Here is a 17,010-nt window from a genome sequence, read left to right as displayed (position 1 = left end):
CGCCCTCTATCGTGCTCAACTCATGTATGGTATGATGCCTCCCATGAAAATAGCTCATCAGACGAAAGAGACAAACACGAGAGGAAGACTGTTGCAATGAGGGTTACGCCTTGAGTACCTGTCGCGCGGTTGGAATGCCATTGCGGGAACTGGGGCGGTTCTGACGGCTCTGTCAACCGCATCCGTCGCACTGCTCGGTTTCGGCCTCGACGTAGCAATTGACTCATTGGCTTCACTCATTCTCGTCTGGCGCTTCTGGCAGGAGGCTCGCGGCAACTCACTGAGCGTGCAAGTCGAACAGAAAGCGACACGCAACGTTGGGATAACACTTCTGGTAGCAGGGCTCTCCATTGCAGGACAAGCAGCCCATTCTCTCCTCACGCACACCACATCGGAGACATCGACCGTTGGAGTGAGTATTGCGGTCATTTCCGTCTGCATTCTTCCCCCGTTGGCCTATGGGAAAATCCTTCTCGCTTCTCAACTAGGCAGTGGAGCGCTTCGGGGCGATGGTGTTCTGACTGCAGTTGGAGCTTGCCTGGCGGCGGTTACCCTCCTGGGTCTCCTCGTCAATACCCTCCTGGGTTGGTAGTGGGCTGATCCACTGGCAGCGCTTCTGATTACTGGTGTGCTGCTGGGTGAGGGATAGCAGGCGCTTCAACCGGTGTGGAGAGCGTGACTCAGCTTTGTCAACGACAAGGAACCATTTGACAGAAGGTACTTTTCCCGCTACTATATGAGCATGTGTTCAGATGCTCAGGAGAAACAACTATGCCCAAGGAGACAATTCCATCGCCCATTCAGCCAGAAGCTCTCGCCACGGCGCGTGCAGCCGCCCTCCCGGAGGAACATCTTCGGCTCATGGTGGAAACCTTTGCCGCGCTCGCCGATTTGACACGCGCGCGCATTCTGTACGCGCTCATACAGCAGCCACTGTGTGTGCGCGATCTGGCTCTGCTCACGGGCGTTTCTGAGTCGGGAGTCTCTCACCAACTGCGCGCGTTACGTGATCGACGCCTGGTCAAATCTCGGCGCGAAGGCAATGTCAGCTACTATGAAATTGATGATCATCATGTCGCCGCCCTCTTTCGTGAGGCCGATTACCACATTGATCATGTTCGGCAAGGCTTACCCGATCATCCGTATCCGTAAGGATTGCTTTCCGCACCGGCTTGCGCAAGCCGGTCTTTTTTTGACAATCTATCTGAACATATGAACAGGTACACCATATTGGGAGGCCTTTCATGGCAACGTCTTCATCAAACGCATCCGGCTTTTCCCGTGTGCAGGCCGCCTGTGCCACTTGTGTGCGGGGCGGCAAACGCTTTGTCGGGCGCTATCGCGCCTTTTTGCTCGACCCCGGCACGCTTTTTACCCTGGCAAGCTTGATTCTGCTCGTCATTGCCGCCATCGTCACGCCTGATGGCTTGATTAATCCGGAGCATGCCCATACCTGGCTCTATTTGGCCTCAGCTCTTGCGGGTTCCGTCTTTATCTGGTGGGAGGCCATCCAGGGCATTCGCGAGAAAGATTTTACGGCGGATATCCCTGTCTCGTTTGCCACCATCGCGGCCCTCATCATTGGGCAATATTCTGCGGCAGCGGTGGTCGCGGTGCTCTTGCTGCTGGGCGGGATGCTGGAAGAGTTTGTCTCTGCACGTGCGGGCAATGCCCTGGACTCCCTGGCAAAGTTGCTCCCAGATCGGGTGACGATCCGACGCGAGGGTGAGGACCGCGTGGTGGCGCTCTCGGAGGTGCTCCTGGATGACCTCGTCCTCATCCGCTCTGGGGAGCGCATCCCTGTTGATGGAGTGGTTGCTCAGGGAACCGCTTCGATCAATCAAGCCACGATCACTGGTGAGAGCCTGGCAGTGGAGAAGCGTCCTGGAGATCCAGTCTTCGCGGGAACGCTCAACGAACTGGGAGCCCTCGAAGTACGCACGACGAAAGTGGGAGAGGAGACTACCCTCGGTCAAATCCGTCGGATGGTTGAGGAAGCGGAGGCCCAGAAGGCACCCATCGAGCGCATTCTCAACCGTTACGCCAAATTCTACACACCCGCCGCGCTCATCCTGGGAGCGTTGGTCTGGTGGTGGAGTGGCGATATCTTGCGCGCGATTACCATTCTGATTGTCTTCTGCCCCTGTGTGATGGTGCTGGCGACGCCCACAGCCCTTGTCGCTTCCATTGGCAATGCCGCGCTCCGTGGCAGCCTGGTCAAGAAAGGGGCAACCATTGAAGCCATGGCAAAGGTCACGGCGGTCGCTTTTGACAAGACGGGGACGCTCACCTTTGGGCGGCCCAAACTCACCACGATCCAGCCACTTGCAGAGATCACGGAAAACGATCTGTTACGCCTGGCGGCCATTGCAGAGAAGTTGAGTGAGCACCCTCTGGGACGTGCGGTAGTGCAGGCGGCTCTCTCGCGCGAGTTGACTGTTCCTGATCCAGAGGAGTTTACAGTGCTCCCTGGGCTGGGGGTACGGGCACGCATGGAAGGTGCTGAGGTCGTGGTTGGTCGCCCACAACTCCTCTCTGAACAGGATATCGACGTTCCGGCAGAGGTCGTGGCCCGCGCGAGAAATCTGGCAGAAGGAGGGCGCACCGTCATCCTGGTGGCGCACAACCGTCAGGTGGTGGGCATGCTCGTGCTGGAAGATACCCTCCGACCACAAGCTGGTTTGGTGATTACCCGGCTCAGGAAGTTGGGCATCCGCACGGTACTGGTGACTGGGGACAATACCGTGCCAGCGGAACGCATTGCGGGAGAACTGGGGATCAGCGAAGTCCATGCCGAAGTGCTTCCCGCGCAAAAGGTGGAAATTGTCAAGCAATTGCAGGCTCAGGGACTCAATGTCGCCTTTGTCGGGGACGGTGTGAATGATGGCCCTGCCCTGGCGACCGCCAATGTGGGCGTGGCCATGGGGTTAGGAGGCACCGATGTGGCCATTGAAACCGCAGAGATCGCGCTGTTGTCCGATGACCTGACGAAGCTGCCCCATCTGTTGAGTCTCTCGCGGCAAGCCATGCGAGCCATCAAGCAAAACCTGATCTTCTCATTGAGCGTGCTCGCCATTGCGGTCGGGTTGGCTATTCCTGGTATCCTGGCACCAGTGACGGGAGCGCTTTTGCATGAACTCTCCTCCATCCCCGTCATTGCCAATTCTGCTCGTCTCATTGGCCTGCGTGAGCGCGACTAGTTGCAAGGAGCACTACCTGTGGGCACTGATTTGAACATCGTCTTGCGCGTGAAAGAACTGAAACACGAAGCGAGTGAGTGTCTGAGTATCGTGTTTGAAAAACCGCAAGGATTGACTTTTAAAGCAGGGGACTGGCTGGATATCCGCTTTCCGGTGCCAGAGTTCCCCGTGGGGAGAACCTACTCGTTTGCTTCTGCTCCGACAGAATCTGACCTGATGATTACCTTCACAAAAGGGGTGAGTCCCTTTAAAAAGGCTCTAGAGAAGGTGCAACCGGGAGAGACGATGCTGATTACCCAATATGGGAGCAATGGCTTTCTCCTCGACCGCAGGTCTCCAGCGGTCTTCATTGCCGGTGGAATTGGCATTGCACCCTTTCGCAGTATGATCAAAGAGCAGATCGATTCTCATCGTCCACTCGCGATAACGCTGCTTTTTTCTAATCACCGCAATGACTTTCCGTTCCGGGCAGAATTGGAAGCATGGCAACACACGTCTCCTTCCTTCAAAACAATCTTTGTGGTCACGAGTGAAGAGGGGAGATTAACGAGCAAGAAGATACAAATGGAGCTGGAAAGGAGCGGCATCGAACATTTCACCACTCCTCGGTACTATATCGCAGGTTCCCCACAGATGGTTCAGAATTGTGAACACCACTTGTTCGCTTTAAGGATCGAGAAAAACCGCATTAAGACGGACAGTTTTGAGGGGTATTAGCTTCCTCCGCAGAACAACCACGCTCTCCCGCTCATGTGCGGCCAGAGCCTCTCATGCGCGAGGGCGAATACGTCATTTTGTGTCGCCTGGAGAGACGTAAGCTATGACGAAGGTGAGAATAGATGAGGACGGAAATCAGAGAAAGGAACAACAAACGATGTGTACCTTCAAAGACGAGCAAACCGTAATGGTCTGTGATGTAGCTATTGGTCAGGTGCGTGAGCGCCTTCAGGAAGCCTTTGGTGAAGCGATTCAGTACACCACCGTTCATGGGAAGGGAACACTGGTCCAGGCTTCATCCACGACTGATGCGACGCGGTTTCAAGCGGTGACACGCGAAGCCATTGCCACTTCACAAGAGGCATCTCTCGAAATGTAATCGAACCAGTGGCGAAGATGCCGGGGTGGCATCTTCGCCCGCGAAAGGGATCACTCTCTTCTCAATTTACAAGGTATCGAGGGAAGAAGCCAGATGGGGAGCGGCCTTGCCTGGAGACGAACCACCGCTTCCCATGATTCAGATCAAATTCCCATCCTTCAGTGCCAAATCGGTCCACCCTTCAGTTAATTTACCAGACGCGCGACGTGGTCATGCCCCAGATCCGTCTCCACGGCCAGGTCCCAGGCGACAAAGGGATTGAGGAAGGCACGCCATTGCTCCCACCCCAGGGCCATCTCCTCATCCGTCAGGAGTGCCTCGTTCAGAGAGTGTGTGATCTTCTCGCACTTTATCTGTATGCCGATAAAGACGATTTCCTGGCGGCGATCTCCATACACTGGTTCCATAAGCGCCTGGAGTTCTTCACGAAAGTACTCGTCGTCGGGCCATTCTTCCTGTGAGACCGTTGCCCACCAGACACCGGCATAGGAGATATTGATGATGGGTCCCGCCTGCGACCAGGCGCTCGCAAACTGATGGCGTGCCGCGAGCCAGATAAAGCCCTTTGAGCGTACCACACCAGGAAAGTCACGCTGCTCCAGAATGTGCATCAACCGCTGGGGGTGAAACGGACGACGTGCAGCGTAGAGAAAACTCCTGATGCCATACTCCTCGGTTTCAGGAGTATGCTCGCCTGGAGCTTCTTTGAGCCATTGAGGGGACATCTCTGCCTGCTCAAAGGTAAAGCGGTGTGTATTCACAATCTGGTATTTCTCATCATTTCAAAGAGGGCCAGGAACAGAAGAAGTCCCTGGCCCTTCTCCTCAAAACACTATAGCTAGAGTTTATAGTTGTCCTTGTTGTAATAGACCATCTCGCTCCTGCCCCCGCGAAGCACCTTCACAGGGAGCAACTTCGAGAGCATGATTGGCTCGCCCGTGATGGGATCAATGTGCTTTGTAAGATGATCTTTGAATTCCCGGTTGGCCAGCGAGGCACGCGCGGTTTTTGAAAGTTCGCCTTTCTTCGGCATGGCTATCTCTTCCTTTCCTAAAGCAAAGCATAACGGTACTTTTCACACAAATGATACTACGTATCAATAAAAATCGCAAGCCCCTCGGGAGAATTTACCTTTTGAACTCATGTAGAGTAAAGTGGTGCACAAAAAAACTGAGGCTGGGGAAGAGATTCCCTGGCCTCAGTTTTTGCTTTTTTGCTATTGCACCTGTACCGATCCATGCTGATCACAGTGATCGCCATGTGGATGATGTAGCACTCCATTGTAGAGATAATCAAAGTGGTCACCATGAGGAACTTTTTCATGCCCGCATGCATTGTGTCCACATTCGCATATGACAGGGGAGCAGGTGGCTGGATGCTGGGCGTCAACTTCGATAGTATGTTCATCATAATGTTCAGCATGCAAATGATGCAAATGGCCATCATGCAGGTAATCTGTATGCCCCGCGTGCGAGATTGCAGTATGACCACAATGCTCGCTATGTCGGTGTGTATGCTCATCATGAATTGTATGTATCACCGCATTCTCCTTTATGATTACATTTTACTTGAAGTAACTACTCAGGTTCTCTCTTGACGAACAACGCAGACGCTGAGAATTCCCGAGTGGATACCACTTGATAAGTCTATTTTAGCACATATAGTACATATTAAAACCTAGCAATATACAATACTCAGCAAAAAAACATGAGATGATGTATCGATTTTAGTGATTCATTCTATCTCATTTAGTAGTGAACAAAATTGGTATTTCCCCAGCGAAAGCGGCATGGCAATGAGCAGCGTTCATGTGTGTGACCTCATTTTGTTGTTTTTAGGGCAAGGCTGGTGGTGCCATACGCTTAAAAGCAGAGAATATCCACTTGCAATTACTGATGATACAATATATCATTAGACAAAACGTAAAAAGAAAAGAAACATTCTGGGTGCTTCTTATTCATAGGAGACATCACAATGATAGGAACAAGTGCTGCTAATCAGCCTCAATATCCCCATTCACAGGAACTGGAAGAACTGGATGTACTGGTTAACCCTAAAACCATTGTTATAGATACTTTAGACCTTCCATCCAGGCGGGACAATATCAACATTTCAATATGTCCTTTGCAAACGTTTTGAAGAGACGAAATGAAGGGAACATACATGCAAGACCAAGCTCGAATCCAACACGAACAGATGAAGCAGCAGATTGCGGCGGGGTTTGGCCGCGCGGCTACTACTTATGATCGCGTCGGACCGCATTTCTTTTCTTACTTTGGGCAGAGACTTGTAACACTGACATCACCTGTGAACGGCATGCGAATACTTGATGTGGCTGCTGGCAAAGGCGCCATTTTGTTTCCAGTCGCTGAACACATTGGACCTACGGGACATGCTGTTGGCATCGACCTGTCAGAGCAGATGGTGCAGGAAACGAACGCCGAGATTATGAGACGAGAGCTGAGAAATGCCGAGATCCATCTTATGGACGCGGAGCAATTGAACTTTCCCGATGCCTCCTTTGATGGTGTATATTGTGGCTTCGCGCTATTTTTTCTTCCTTCCATAAACGACGCCTTAGCTGAATGCCACCGTGTCCTGAAGCCTGGTGGGTATATCGCGGTCTCGACCTGGGGAAAAGACGACACACGCTGGTCGTGGTATGGAGAACTGCTCAAAGCCTCCAACATCTCATGGGACGCTGCCCCCTGGGTACGGTTTCAGGCCCTCAACAATGAGAAAGATGTGCACAGAGTTCTGACAGAGGCTGGATTTCAGGATCTTCATACCATAACGGAGGAGCGAGAGTTCGTGTATACCCATGAGGAAGAGTGGTGGAACATTCAGTGGTCACACGGGATGCGCCATATCCTGGAAACGCTCTCGCCCGTTGCCCTCCAGGATTTCAAGCACGAGACTTTTCATAGAATGCAAGCACTCAAGCAACCTGATGGCTTGCACCAGATTTACACTGCCCTGCTCACCTGGGACAAGAAGCCATTGTAAAGGAAACAAGTGAGAAGACGCTGCAATCCCGCTGGTTGGGTGATGCAATGCGACCTCTCGTAGTCTTCAGAAGCGTGTAAAAAGGCGAACATTGCGCCCTCACCCTCAAAATGGCAAGCACTCTCTCGAAAAAAGAGACCCTTGGAGATTGAGAAGCTTGACAGGGTCCTCTGAATGTTCTATTATGGACTCAATGAGTCTGTAATAAAAAGGAGAGAAGAGTGAAGTATTCACAGGCGACCAATTATGCGCTCCATACGATGCTATACTTTGTGGCTCTCCCGGTGGGGACCACCATCGGTGTCCAACGATTGGCAGAGCTGCAGAGGCTTTCCCCGACGTATCTCTCCAAGATTTTGACCAGGCTCGTGAAGGCAGGCATGATCGAGTCTACTCCTGGGATCAACGGAGGATACCGATTGAGAAGAAACAAAGCCGATCTTTCTTTCCTGGAGGTCATTCATGCCATTGAAGGGACTGCCTCCCTGTTTCATTGTGCTGACGAACTTGATCATCGAGGATGCTTGATTCAGCAGGTGATGACGCAGGCAGAACAACAGATGGAAGATTACCTCAAAGAGTGCAAGCTGGTTGAACTGGTTGGCCAGGTCGGTGATGTGACCTCACTTGTGTGAATACGCCTCCGTGTTTTTTTACGCTTATTCTGGACTCTATGGATCTCTAAAGTCTTTGATTGCAAAAGAGAGGGAAAACCATGATTGATGGAACAGCCTTGGGCCGAGGCGAATGGTACGATGTGGTCGTCGTCGGCGGGGGAGCCGCTGGATTGAGTGGAGCGTTAGCGCTCGTGCGTGCGCGACGTTCGGTGCTGGTGGTGGATGGCGGCCAGCCCCGCAACGCTTTGGCAGTGCATGTTCACAATTACCTGTCGCGCGACGGAGCCACGCCCTCGGACCTGTTGGCCGCTGGTCGCGCCGAGGTGACTGGGTACGGCGGGCAGATCATTTCTGGTGATGTCACCTCGGTCGAGCGTTTGGACAGCCAGAGCGACCGCGTCGGCTTCCGGATGGTGCTGGCCAATGGGGACAGCGTCTATGCGCGGCGGCTGCTGGTGGCGACCGGGCTGGTAGACGAGTTGCCCGACATTCCAGGGGTAGCCGAGCGGTGGGGACGTGACGTGCTGCACTGCCCGTATTGTCACGGCTGGGAAGTACGTGACCAGGCTCTCGGCATCCTTGGCACCGGGCCGATGGCCGTTCACGGGGCGCTGCTGTTTCGGCAGTGGAGCGCCAACCTGATCCTGTTTCAGCATACCTCGCCCGCCCTGTCCCAGGAGCAGGCTGAGCAACTGGCGGCCCGTGGTATCACGGTCGTTGAAGGGGAGGTCTCGGCTCTTGAAGTCCACGACGACCAGCTCGTTGGCATACGACTGCGCTCCGGCGAGTTCGTTCCACGCCAGGCTGTCGCGGTCACGCCCCGTTTCACAGCACGCGCCGAGATACTCAGCACCCTGGGGCTCTTAACAACCGACCTGGAGATCGCCGGTTCCGTCCTCGGCAGCTACGTTCCCGCCGATGCCAACGGAGCCACTTCTGTTGCAGGGGTGTGGGTCGCTGGCAACGTCTCCGATCCGATGGCTCCGGTTATCACCGCAGCCGCCACAGGTCTGAAGGCCGGGGCAGCGATCAACGCCGACTTGATCGCAGAGGACACGGCCCACGCTGTGGCTGCCCTCCGCGCTCGCGAACGAGCCAGCTCCACGCCTGCATAGAGCAGCACTCGCTGATGCAGCCGATGAATGATAGAACGATACCTTTCTGTTCTCGCTCATCGGCTGCATCATCTGCGCGGTCCTGGCCATCTTTCTTGGTCGCGATCCCGCGCTCGAAGCCGCCAGGGCAGCCCACAAGCGCGGAGAACATGTTGAGGTAAAAGCACCTGCTTCCATCGGCGACGAACTCCGATGGTGGAAATGGAACAAAGTTCTCCTTTCATCGAACAGGTACACGTGAACTATTGTGAAGCAAGGAAGGATAGATCAGATATGAGCCATGAGAGTACCCATCGACACACAGCAGATCAAGACGATCCGCACAACCACAAGCATACGGGAACGTCAGCGTTTCTGAATCGCTCCGACCGTTTTTTTGCACCACTCGATAAACACATTGTCGCATGGCTCCAGCTTGCACCGGGGAGCCGAGTGCTGGATGCCGGGTGTGGTGGTGGCGGCATGACCCGGCTCCTGGCCCAGGCGGTTGGGTCAGGTGGTGAAGTGGTCGGGCTGGATGCCAACCCTCAATTGATCGAGTGGGACCGGCGTCACGTAAAAGAGACAGACGTGGCCGGACAAATACAATTTCAGGAGGGCGATGTGTTGCATCTGCCATTCGCGGATGGCACGTTTGATCTCGTCTGGTGTAGCCGCGTTGTTCACGGTCTGAGCGATCAAGTTGCTGGGGTACGCGAACTCGCACGAGTCGTACGACCAGGCGGGCGCGTCGTGCTGCGCGAGGGCGGACTGCCCACGCAGTTCCTCCCCTTTGACGTGGGCCTGGGCGATCCAGGCTTGGAGGGACGGCTAGGGGTTTCACACGCGCAGCGGTTCGCCAACTGGCGCGGTTCGCTGCCGAAGGGGGTTGCCTACCCCTACGGCTGGAGCCACATGTTGCGTGAAGTCGGGTTGAACTCGGTGATGCCCAAGAGTTTTTTGCACGAGTTCGCTTCGCCCCTTGAAGCGTCTCAAAAGGACTATTTAGAGGCCTGGTTGAGCGGCTGCCTTCACGATCCAGAGCATAAGCACCGGCTTTCGACCCAGGATATCTCTACCCTCGAACAGTTGCTCGATCCAGCGAGCCCACAGTATGTTTTCGCCCGCGATGACTTGCATGGTATTGTGGTCGAAACCATGTATGTAGGCTCTCTCTCGGACGGAAACCATGTGTGAGCTGTTTCTTGCAAGACAATGACACGATGGGTATGATACAAATCCCAACAGTATTATGGCGAAAATCCCACAAGTATCCTGGTGAGTAAACTATCTCGAACGACTTGCTCACCAGGTGACCATCACCCAGATTTGTGGAGCCCAGAAGCGCGAAGGAAGTGACGAACGGGGCACCTACATACGGACGACTTACCGTCTCCGGTTCTTGGACGGCTAGCCAAACAAGTCAAGTTCGCTCTCAAGCAGTTCATAGAGCACCACGTATGGCGCCTCCAGAAGCAGGTCTTTTTGTGTCTCAGGCTGATAGAGATCATAGGTTGCGATACAGGCTTGCAGGTCAGCCTGTGTATTCCAGAAGGAGTGTACTTCTAGCGCCTGCGCATCTCCGTCCTGCCTACACAAGATCTGAAGGCCACGATTCCCCCGCGCCTGGCGATACTGTTGAGTACAGTCTATCCGCAAATGCCTGAGATAGTTCGTCAGGTTCTCACTGGTAATTCGGCCGTGCCATATGCGTATCAGCATACTACTCATCCTTCTCCAGGTGAGATCAGTGTAGTCCTGGCCCCGCTTGCCAGGACCACACCGGTTTGAGAGAGGCTTTTACCTGGCTTGCTCTCGCGTCGATATCGGCCAGCGTTCTGGTGACTCAGGGCGCTCACGAGCCTCTGCCACCGTTAGAGCCCTTCCTCCAAGCCTCTTTCCATTCAGTTGCTCGATAGCGGCTCTGGCATCTTGCTCATTCAACATATCCACAAAGCCAAAACCTTTGCTCCGTCCAGTCTCCCGCTCCGTGACCACACGGACCCTCTGCACTCGACCAATCTGCGCAAAGAAATCACCCAATTCCTGGTCGGTTATCCGATATGACAAGTTTCCTACATACAGTCTCATGCTTTCTTGTCTCCTGTCTGTTCACGCTCTCCGCAGCAACAGAGAATCTCCTTGTAGAGCATGTTATTCCAGGAAAGAGTCTTCGCTGGCACACCGCTACCCAATAATGATATACTGTATCATTAGTAATTGCAAGCATCTTTGAGATCTTTTTCAACCGCATATGGCTTTACCTTATGCACAGGAGGAACATATGACGCAACCATTTCATCACGAACGCACTCAACACCCTTTACACCTCAAGAAGCAGGGAGCCACGCTTTTCAATCAACAAATGTGGTGTTGGGGGCAGGATATTCGCCGTGCAGAAGGCAATCTCTTACTCGAATATGGCTTTACCCGTCGGAGACCGCCAGAAGGGGTCGTGGGCAGCAGTTCCTATGTTCTTCAGACGCAAGAACAGCACACCGTTACCCTCTGGGGATTTGGTCTCTTTTACACCCATTCCCCCTCTGAGGGCATCTTTCTCAAACGGTATAGCTTCACGCCTCGCCTGGCTCTCAATGTCGAATGGCCTCTGGACGCCTGGGCACTGGATCAGCTTCCGGCGCTCTCGCTTCCATCAAGCCCGCGAAAATGTCAGGCCGTCAATTCTCTCCTCACTTCTTTACTCTCCTGGATCAGTGCCTACGAGACCTGGGTGCTTCAAACGCAAGGCCTGGCCTATAGCTATCAGTGTCTCGCCGCCTGGGGAGAAGTCGCTTGTCCCGCTGAGGCGATAGTGTCTCAATGGCAGCACCTTGCGGATGCCTATACAGCACGCTCCAGAGCTGAGAAGAGTAGGTAGAACATTTCTCGCCTCCAGAAAGTCTCAGCACGATCAGCTCCTCTCTCTCCTCCCACCTATATGAGCATCTGTTCATGTAATAAAGTAGTGACTTTTACTAGAAAATTTGCGCAAATAGGCTTATTTTCCCTTGACATGGCTATTGAATGATGGTACAGTGTCTCGGAAGTTAATGATATTGCGTATCATTAACGTAGCAAATTCCTTTTCTCTTTGGAGGATATATGTCACGTATGGAGAAGGCGTTGCAACCCAAACGCCGATTGTCAGTCAGCCGTCGCTGTTTTGGCATCTTGCTGTTCCTTGGTCTGCTCCTGCCATTGGCGGCCTGTGGAGGAGAGAGCCAGGCCAGCAACGCCAGCGGATCGAAAGTCGTAAGCGTCGTCGCGGGCGAAAACTTCTGGGGCAGTATCGCCACACAAATCGGTGGCAAACACACTTCCGTCAAGAGCCTGGTGAGCTCACCAACCGGCGACCCACACGACTACGAGAGCACCAACGACGATGCGCGTGCTATCGCTCAGGCGGATTACGTCATACTCAATGGCGCGGGCTATGATACCTGGGGTAGCAAGCTGCTGGATGCCAACCCCTCCGATACGCGCAAGCTGCTCGATGTGGGCAAGCTGGTGGGCAAGAAAGAGGGCGATAATCCCCACCTCTGGTATAACCCGGAGTATGTGCAACAGGTCGCCAAACAGATCACCGCTGACTATAAGGCGATTGATAGCGCCGATGCCAGCTATTTTGATCAGCAATATAGCGCCTTTGAGGTGGCTTTAAAGCCCTACCTCGACAAGATCACCGAGATCAAGTCGAAGTATGCAGGGAAGCCCATCGGTATCTCCGAATCCATCTTTATCTACATGACAGACGCCCTGGGACTCAAGGTGATCACGCCGGAGGCTTACTACACCGCCGAGGCCAATGGTTCTGAACCTCCTGCGAACACGGTCGCCGAGTTTAACGACCAGATTACGAAGAACGAGATCAAGGTCTTCATTCTCAATGTGCAGACCATCGATAACAGTGTCAAGAACCTGCAACAACAGGTGGCGAAGGCTGGTATTCCTGTTGTCGAGGTCTCCGAGACGGTACGCCCCGCCAATGGCAAATTCCAGGATTGGCAGCTTGCACAGCTCGACAAACTAGAGCAGGCCCTGAGCCAGAGCCACAACGGCTAACCAGAGAAAGGCAGTGATGACATGACAGGTCCAGCAGAGACAGAACGCGCGCCACAAGGCCAGGCAACGACCACACTCTCGCAGGAACGCGATGTGCGCAACCCCGTGCTTGAAGCGCATGGCCTGACGGTGCGGCAGGGAAGCCGTACCATCTGGCGCGACGCCACCTTCGCCATTCATGCTGGTGCGTTTGTCTGCGCGCTTGGCCCCAATGGCGCAGGCAAAACCACCCTCTTGCGCCTGGTGCTTGGTCTGATGCCACCAGCGCAAGGGGAGATACGCGTGCTGGGAGCGCAACCGAGACGCGGCAATCCCTTGATCGGCTATGTCCCGCAGAGGCGCACCCTGGACGCGCACCTGCGAGTGTGCGCACGCGATTTTGTCATGCTGGGCCTCGATGGGCATAAATGGGGCATTGCCTCGCCTTTTGTCACCCAACAACAGCGTCAAGCGCGCCGCGAACTGGTGGAGGCGGCGTGTGAGGCGGTCGGAGCGACCGGGTACATCAATCGTCCGGTCGGACAGCTCTCGGGGGGTGAGCAGCAGCGCCTGCTCCTGGCTCAGGCCATTCTGGGCCAGCCACGCCTGTTACTGCTCGACGAGCCACTGGCGAGCCTGGATATCCGCAACCAGTACGCCATCGCTCGGCTGGTTGGCAAGGTCACCCAGGAGCGTCAGATGACGGTCCTCCTGGTCACTCACGATATCAACCCGCTGCTGTCAATGACGCAGCAGGTGCTCTACATCGCACAGAAGCAAATCGCGCTCGGCACGCCCGAGGAGATTATTTCGACTGAGCGTCTCTCGCGTCTCTACCGCGCACCCGTTGAGGTCATGCGCGATAGCCGGGGGCGCGTCCTGGTCTCTGGTTTAGAGTTGGGAAGATGAATACTGACACAGAAGAGAGAAGGAAGGAACTTCAGACTGATGCTGCACACGATCAATTTGCTTCTCCCATTCCTGTCCCAGCTACAGGTAAGACACGGCCTGGTCGTAGCGAGTAGCCCGACCCTGTCCTGGAATCTGCTCGCCGACTTCGGGGAGATCTTTCGCTATGCCTTTATGCGCAATGCGTATCTCGCGGGGACGCTGGTGGCGATTGTCGCTGGCATTGTTGGCTATTTTGTGGTCCTGCGCGGACTCTCCTTCGCTGGCCACTCGCTCTCGCACATCGGCTTCGCGGGTGCGACTGCGGCGATCCTCGTAGGGGTGAGTTCGCTCTACGGCCTCCTGGCCTTCACCATTGGCAGTGGCATGATTATGGGATGGCTGGGGAAACGCTTGCAGGGGCGCGACGTGGTCACAGGGATTGTCCTGGCCTGGATGCTGGGCCTGGGGGTGCTCTTCCTCTCACTCTACAAGGGGTATGCGACCGAGGCCTATGCCGTGCTCTTTGGGCAGGTGCTCGGGATCAGCCAGCGCGACGTCATCATTACCTTGATCACGACCATTGTGACGCTCGTCGTCTTGTTTGCGATCTACCGCCCCTTGCTCTTTGCCTCTCTCGACGAAGAGATCGCCGAGGCGCGAGGTGTGCCAACCCAACTGCTCTCATTGCTCTTTATGGTGGTGCTGGCCCTGGCAGTGACCGCGGCTACCCAGGTCGTCGGCGTCCTCATGATCTTCGCCCTCCTGGTCACGCCCGCTGCGATTGCCGAGCGCCTGACCTCACGCCCTCCTCTCACGATTCTCTGCTCCGTCGTGCTCTCCATCCTCTTCACCTGGCTGGGACTGACGGTCTCGTATTATCTCCCCTACCCCGTGAGCTTCTTTATTACCACCTTTGCCTTTGTGACATACGTCCTGGTACGCCTTCTCCCCATGCTCCTACGCAAGCGAGGCGCGCAGCGCGAGGCTCTAGAAGAGCCAGGAGACGAGACGCTGTTCGCGCCACAGGACACAGAACTATCGCTCGCTCCTTCACAGGGCGCTTGACAATCACTAAAGATACAATGTATCATTAGATTATGACAGAACCGAGGAACCCCATACCACAACCGAGCCGTGCCACGCCTACTGTCTTGACACCGATTGACCCGGAGACCCTGGAGGGTGCGCGTTCTTCTGCTCCATCAGAAGAGCTCCTTTCCCTGGTGGTCACGATGTTTCAGGCCCTGGGCGACTCCACCCGGCTTCAAATACTGTACGCGCTCATGCATCATACGCTCTGTGTGCGCGACTTAGCGATTCTGGTTGGTGTGTCGGAGTCGGCGGTCTCCCATCAGCTGCGGCTGCTACGTGATCGACGGCTCGTCCGGCAATGCCGTTCGGGCAACATTATCTATTATTCGCTCGACGATGAGCATCTCGCGGTCCTTTTTCGCGAGGCTGAGTATCACGCCGATCACGTCTACCAGAATCTTCCCCCTCATCCCTACACAGGATGAAGCGAACCATTATGCCCTGACAGAATACAACGGCGACACGTCGCCAGGAGAAGAGAGAGACCATGCTGAACAACTTTTTTGAACCCAGGCACCAAAGCGATCCTCGCCTCGTCGAACAGGTGAAAAGCTGGGTTCACCAGGCACTTCATCCAGATGAAGATACCTCTATCATGGTGACAGAGCTACGCTGTTCCGAACCTGGATGCCCTCCCATTGAGACGGTCATTGCTCTGTTGAAAACAGCTCATCCAACCAGCCAGTACAAGATCCATAAGACCATAGCTGAAATCACGCAAGAGGATATTGCGACTCTTACACAGCCGACAGATTAAGCCCACTTTGAGGCTTCCACGAATGTGAAGATGTTCATTCCTTATGAGCAAAGAGAGGCCATATGATGGGGTCCCTCAGGTATAGCAATAGAATGTTCTCCCAGTAGACAAAACAGGCGTCCTTTGGATATATTAGGTATTACAAATGCAGTATACGCATGAGATTCAGAATCATTTTTCATGGATGTAAGTGCACAAAATAACATTATTGCAGACCCTCACGTTGCGGAGAGCACGAGACAGGAGAACAGGAATGCAAGCCGAAGAGCACGATATCCTCAAAAGGCTCAACTATATAGAAGGGCATATCGCAGGTATTCGAAAAATGGTGAAGGAAGACAAATACTGTGTTGATATACTGCGCCAGACATATGCCGTGCGTAAGGCCATCGAGAAGCTTGAGATAGCGATCCTCAGCGAGCATCTGCAATTGTGTGTTGTTGAAGGCATCAAAGAGGGCCGGGAAGAGGCTGTGATCAATGAATTACTTCAGCTCTACAACATCGCAGGCAATAAATAAGTGCCTATTGCTCTCTACAATGAGCTGTCTATAACTCGCTGCCCTTCCACGCTATACTTTTTACCACCTGTCTCGTCATTAGAGCAGAGTGTAAAACCTGAAACCAATGACAAACTTCATAGGCACAAGGTCTCATCCCCTTTAATGGAGAGAAGAGCAGGCAGCGAATAGGTATTCTCCCTTCCGCCCGCCCTCCCTTTTCTTCATACTTGCCTATTATCCCTTTTCAGTCTGAGTAATGTGGATGTCCAGAAACGTATCCCTCTTCGGCTCAATAAATACGAGTGCTGCCACATCCTCGCACGTGATGTCCATGAGGGTCTTATGGATTTTGTATCGATAGACAGGGCGGCCCTCATTCATGAGATAGATCATCGTCCGGAAAGGAGGGCAGTCAGGCGTGGTACAACGCATCTGCTTGATCAGGAGAGACGTATCCTCCTCAAGAGCAAGCAGATCAGTAACCCAGCGTGTCACTTGCTCCAGAAGCTGAGCCTCCCTATCGTTTGTCTCAATCAATGTGTCTCGCTGCATGTTGATTTCTCTCCACGAATGCATTCTTTATCATACAAGTACCCAGGCACTCTGCTTGACAAAATTAATGATACATTATATCATTAATTTTGAGGAAGAACAAGGAAGACATGGCAGGCATGACAGCGAGGATGCGTCTGCACATGGCAACCAGTCAGGATT

The 17,010-nt window shown here is 54.0% G+C and carries 22 protein-coding genes; 16 read left to right on the top strand and 6 right to left on the bottom strand.

The genetic code is table 11. The features are described from left to right. The first annotated feature begins 226 nt into the window (after positions 1-226). The 5 genes from JMJ04_RS44725 (at position 227) to JMJ04_RS44705 (ending at position 4,296) form a co-directional block, all read left to right on the top strand. Positions 227-592, top strand: coding sequence for a hypothetical protein (locus JMJ04_RS44725; protein ID WP_201376817.1), 366 nt, complete (start codon positions 227-229; stop codon positions 590-592). A 179-nt stretch (positions 593-771) separates the two neighbouring features. Further along, positions 772-1,152, top strand: a complete 381-nt coding sequence (locus tag JMJ04_RS44720; protein ID WP_201376816.1) for an ArsR/SmtB family transcription factor — start codon at positions 772-774, stop codon at positions 1,150-1,152. A 92-nt stretch (positions 1,153-1,244) separates the two neighbouring features. Then, on the top strand, positions 1,245-3,200 hold the full coding sequence (locus tag JMJ04_RS44715) for a heavy metal translocating P-type ATPase (RefSeq protein ID WP_201376815.1): 1,956 nt from the start codon (positions 1,245-1,247) through the stop codon (positions 3,198-3,200). 18 nt (positions 3,201-3,218) lie between these two features. Then, positions 3,219-3,917: an FAD-dependent oxidoreductase gene (locus tag JMJ04_RS44710; protein ID WP_201376814.1), complete on the top strand. Its 699-nt coding sequence runs from the start codon at positions 3,219-3,221 to the stop codon at positions 3,915-3,917. Positions 3,918-4,074: 157 nt separating this feature from the next. Then, positions 4,075-4,296 carry a hypothetical protein gene (locus JMJ04_RS44705; RefSeq protein ID WP_201376813.1) on the top strand — a complete coding sequence of 74 codons (222 nt, stop codon included), beginning with the start codon at positions 4,075-4,077 and terminating at the stop codon, positions 4,294-4,296. Positions 4,297-4,481: 185 nt separating this feature from the next. Here JMJ04_RS44705 and JMJ04_RS44700 read toward each other — a convergent pair whose 3' ends face one another. From JMJ04_RS44700 to JMJ04_RS44690, 3 genes are all read right to left on the bottom strand, one after another. Further along, entirely contained in the window at positions 4,482-5,057 is a 576-nt protein-coding gene (locus tag JMJ04_RS44700) for a GTP-binding protein (RefSeq protein ID WP_201376812.1), read from the bottom strand. A 77-nt stretch (positions 5,058-5,134) separates the two neighbouring features. After that, the gene (locus tag JMJ04_RS44695; RefSeq protein WP_201376811.1) at positions 5,135-5,329 is read right to left on the bottom strand and encodes a hypothetical protein; all 195 of its coding nucleotides are present in this window, start codon (positions 5,327-5,329) and stop codon (positions 5,135-5,137) included. A 183-nt stretch (positions 5,330-5,512) separates the two neighbouring features. Continuing rightward, positions 5,513-5,836 carry a hypothetical protein gene (locus JMJ04_RS44690; protein WP_201376810.1) on the bottom strand — a complete coding sequence of 108 codons (324 nt, stop codon included), beginning with the start codon at positions 5,834-5,836 and terminating at the stop codon, positions 5,513-5,515. A gap of 623 nt (positions 5,837-6,459) precedes the next feature. Between JMJ04_RS44690 and JMJ04_RS44685 the strand changes: the two genes are divergently transcribed. The 4 genes from JMJ04_RS44685 (at position 6,460) to JMJ04_RS44670 (ending at position 10,210) form a co-directional block, all read left to right on the top strand. Further along, entirely contained in the window at positions 6,460-7,302 is an 843-nt protein-coding gene (locus JMJ04_RS44685) for a class I SAM-dependent methyltransferase (protein WP_201376809.1), read from the top strand. A gap of 221 nt (positions 7,303-7,523) precedes the next feature. Then, positions 7,524-7,937 (top strand): Rrf2 family transcriptional regulator, encoded by a 414-nt coding sequence (locus JMJ04_RS44680; RefSeq protein WP_201376808.1) that lies wholly within the window; start codon positions 7,524-7,526, stop codon positions 7,935-7,937. A gap of 80 nt (positions 7,938-8,017) precedes the next feature. Next, positions 8,018-9,034 (top strand): NAD(P)/FAD-dependent oxidoreductase, encoded by a 1,017-nt coding sequence (locus tag JMJ04_RS44675; RefSeq protein WP_201376807.1) that lies wholly within the window; start codon positions 8,018-8,020, stop codon positions 9,032-9,034. Positions 9,035-9,307: 273 nt separating this feature from the next. Continuing rightward, entirely contained in the window at positions 9,308-10,210 is a 903-nt protein-coding gene (locus JMJ04_RS44670) for a class I SAM-dependent methyltransferase (protein WP_307811825.1), read from the top strand. A 213-nt stretch (positions 10,211-10,423) separates the two neighbouring features. Here JMJ04_RS44670 and JMJ04_RS44665 read toward each other — a convergent pair whose 3' ends face one another. Together JMJ04_RS44665 and JMJ04_RS44660 are read right to left on the bottom strand one after the other, a co-directional pair. Further along, a complete protein-coding gene (locus JMJ04_RS44665) occupies positions 10,424-10,735 on the bottom strand; it encodes a hypothetical protein (RefSeq protein WP_201376805.1) in 312 nt (103 codons plus the stop codon). Between the two features lie 78 nt (positions 10,736-10,813). Further along, on the bottom strand, positions 10,814-11,104 hold the full coding sequence (locus tag JMJ04_RS44660) for an RNA recognition motif domain-containing protein (RefSeq protein WP_007917817.1): 291 nt from the start codon (positions 11,102-11,104) through the stop codon (positions 10,814-10,816). A gap of 193 nt (positions 11,105-11,297) precedes the next feature. On the opposite strand from JMJ04_RS44660, the gene JMJ04_RS44655 reads away from it, so the two are divergent. The 7 genes from JMJ04_RS44655 to JMJ04_RS44625 all read left to right on the top strand — a co-directional run bounded on the left by JMJ04_RS44655 (position 11,298) and on the right by JMJ04_RS44625 (position 16,314). Then, complete coding sequence (locus JMJ04_RS44655; protein ID WP_201376804.1) at positions 11,298-11,891, top strand: hypothetical protein; 594 nt, start codon at positions 11,298-11,300, stop codon at positions 11,889-11,891. 233 nt (positions 11,892-12,124) lie between these two features. Beyond that, on the top strand, positions 12,125-13,075 hold the full coding sequence (locus JMJ04_RS44650) for a metal ABC transporter solute-binding protein, Zn/Mn family (protein WP_236039163.1): 951 nt from the start codon (positions 12,125-12,127) through the stop codon (positions 13,073-13,075). 21 nt (positions 13,076-13,096) lie between these two features. Next, positions 13,097-13,963, top strand: a complete 867-nt coding sequence (locus JMJ04_RS44645; RefSeq protein WP_201376802.1) for a metal ABC transporter ATP-binding protein — start codon at positions 13,097-13,099, stop codon at positions 13,961-13,963. Between the two features lie 39 nt (positions 13,964-14,002). Beyond that, positions 14,003-15,010, top strand: coding sequence for a metal ABC transporter permease (locus tag JMJ04_RS44640; protein WP_201376801.1), 1,008 nt, complete (start codon positions 14,003-14,005; stop codon positions 15,008-15,010). 32 nt (positions 15,011-15,042) lie between these two features. Further along, positions 15,043-15,462 carry an ArsR/SmtB family transcription factor gene (locus JMJ04_RS44635; RefSeq protein ID WP_201376800.1) on the top strand — a complete coding sequence of 140 codons (420 nt, stop codon included), beginning with the start codon at positions 15,043-15,045 and terminating at the stop codon, positions 15,460-15,462. A gap of 62 nt (positions 15,463-15,524) precedes the next feature. Beyond that, complete coding sequence (locus JMJ04_RS44630; RefSeq protein WP_007917828.1) at positions 15,525-15,794, top strand: hypothetical protein; 270 nt, start codon at positions 15,525-15,527, stop codon at positions 15,792-15,794. A 253-nt stretch (positions 15,795-16,047) separates the two neighbouring features. Then, positions 16,048-16,314, top strand: coding sequence for a metal-sensitive transcriptional regulator (locus tag JMJ04_RS44625; protein ID WP_007917829.1), 267 nt, complete (start codon positions 16,048-16,050; stop codon positions 16,312-16,314). Between the two features lie 216 nt (positions 16,315-16,530). On the opposite strand, the gene JMJ04_RS44620 is transcribed toward JMJ04_RS44625, so the two are convergent. Then, positions 16,531-16,848 (bottom strand): hypothetical protein, encoded by a 318-nt coding sequence (locus tag JMJ04_RS44620; protein ID WP_201376799.1) that lies wholly within the window; start codon positions 16,846-16,848, stop codon positions 16,531-16,533. Positions 16,849-17,010: the final 162 nt, after the last annotated feature.

This window comes from Ktedonobacter robiniae, from assembly GCF_016587375.1.
In the GTDB taxonomy this organism is placed as follows: Bacteria; Chloroflexota; Ktedonobacteria; order Ktedonobacterales; family Ktedonobacteraceae; genus Ktedonobacter; species Ktedonobacter robiniae.
Note: the sequence above shows the minus strand (reverse complement) of the source record. Positions and strands in the feature narration are given on the sequence as shown.

What these genes read in the sequence shown, in the direction of transcription:
- JMJ04_RS44720 (WP_201376816.1), top strand. Translation starts at nt 772, where the DNA reads ATGCCCAAGGAGACAATTCCATCGCCCATTCAGCCAGAAGCTCTCGCC.
- JMJ04_RS44715 (WP_201376815.1), top strand. Translation starts at nt 1,245, where the DNA reads ATGGCAACGTCTTCATCAAACGCATCCGGCTTTTCCCGTGTGCAGGCC.
- JMJ04_RS44705 (WP_201376813.1), top strand. Translation starts at nt 4,075, where the DNA reads ATGTGTACCTTCAAAGACGAGCAAACCGTAATGGTCTGTGATGTAGCT.
- JMJ04_RS44695 (WP_201376811.1), bottom strand. Translation starts at nt 5,329, where the DNA reads ATGCCGAAGAAAGGCGAACTTTCAAAAACCGCGCGTGCCTCGCTGGCC.
- JMJ04_RS44685 (WP_201376809.1), top strand. Translation starts at nt 6,460, where the DNA reads ATGCAAGACCAAGCTCGAATCCAACACGAACAGATGAAGCAGCAGATT.
- JMJ04_RS44675 (WP_201376807.1), top strand. Translation starts at nt 8,018, where the DNA reads ATGATTGATGGAACAGCCTTGGGCCGAGGCGAATGGTACGATGTGGTC.
- JMJ04_RS44670 (WP_307811825.1), top strand. Translation starts at nt 9,308, where the DNA reads ATGAGCCATGAGAGTACCCATCGACACACAGCAGATCAAGACGATCCG.
- JMJ04_RS44665 (WP_201376805.1), bottom strand. Translation starts at nt 10,735, where the DNA reads ATGCTGATACGCATATGGCACGGCCGAATTACCAGTGAGAACCTGACG.
- JMJ04_RS44660 (WP_007917817.1), bottom strand. Translation starts at nt 11,104, where the DNA reads ATGAGACTGTATGTAGGAAACTTGTCATATCGGATAACCGACCAGGAA.
- JMJ04_RS44655 (WP_201376804.1), top strand. Translation starts at nt 11,298, where the DNA reads ATGACGCAACCATTTCATCACGAACGCACTCAACACCCTTTACACCTC.
- JMJ04_RS44650 (WP_236039163.1), top strand. Translation starts at nt 12,125, where the DNA reads ATGGAGAAGGCGTTGCAACCCAAACGCCGATTGTCAGTCAGCCGTCGC.
- JMJ04_RS44645 (WP_201376802.1), top strand. Translation starts at nt 13,097, where the DNA reads ATGACAGGTCCAGCAGAGACAGAACGCGCGCCACAAGGCCAGGCAACG.
- JMJ04_RS44640 (WP_201376801.1), top strand. Translation starts at nt 14,003, where the DNA reads ATGCTGCACACGATCAATTTGCTTCTCCCATTCCTGTCCCAGCTACAG.
- JMJ04_RS44635 (WP_201376800.1), top strand. Translation starts at nt 15,043, where the DNA reads ATGACAGAACCGAGGAACCCCATACCACAACCGAGCCGTGCCACGCCT.
- JMJ04_RS44630 (WP_007917828.1), top strand. Translation starts at nt 15,525, where the DNA reads ATGCTGAACAACTTTTTTGAACCCAGGCACCAAAGCGATCCTCGCCTC.
- JMJ04_RS44625 (WP_007917829.1), top strand. Translation starts at nt 16,048, where the DNA reads ATGCAAGCCGAAGAGCACGATATCCTCAAAAGGCTCAACTATATAGAA.
- JMJ04_RS44620 (WP_201376799.1), bottom strand. Translation starts at nt 16,848, where the DNA reads ATGCAGCGAGACACATTGATTGAGACAAACGATAGGGAGGCTCAGCTT.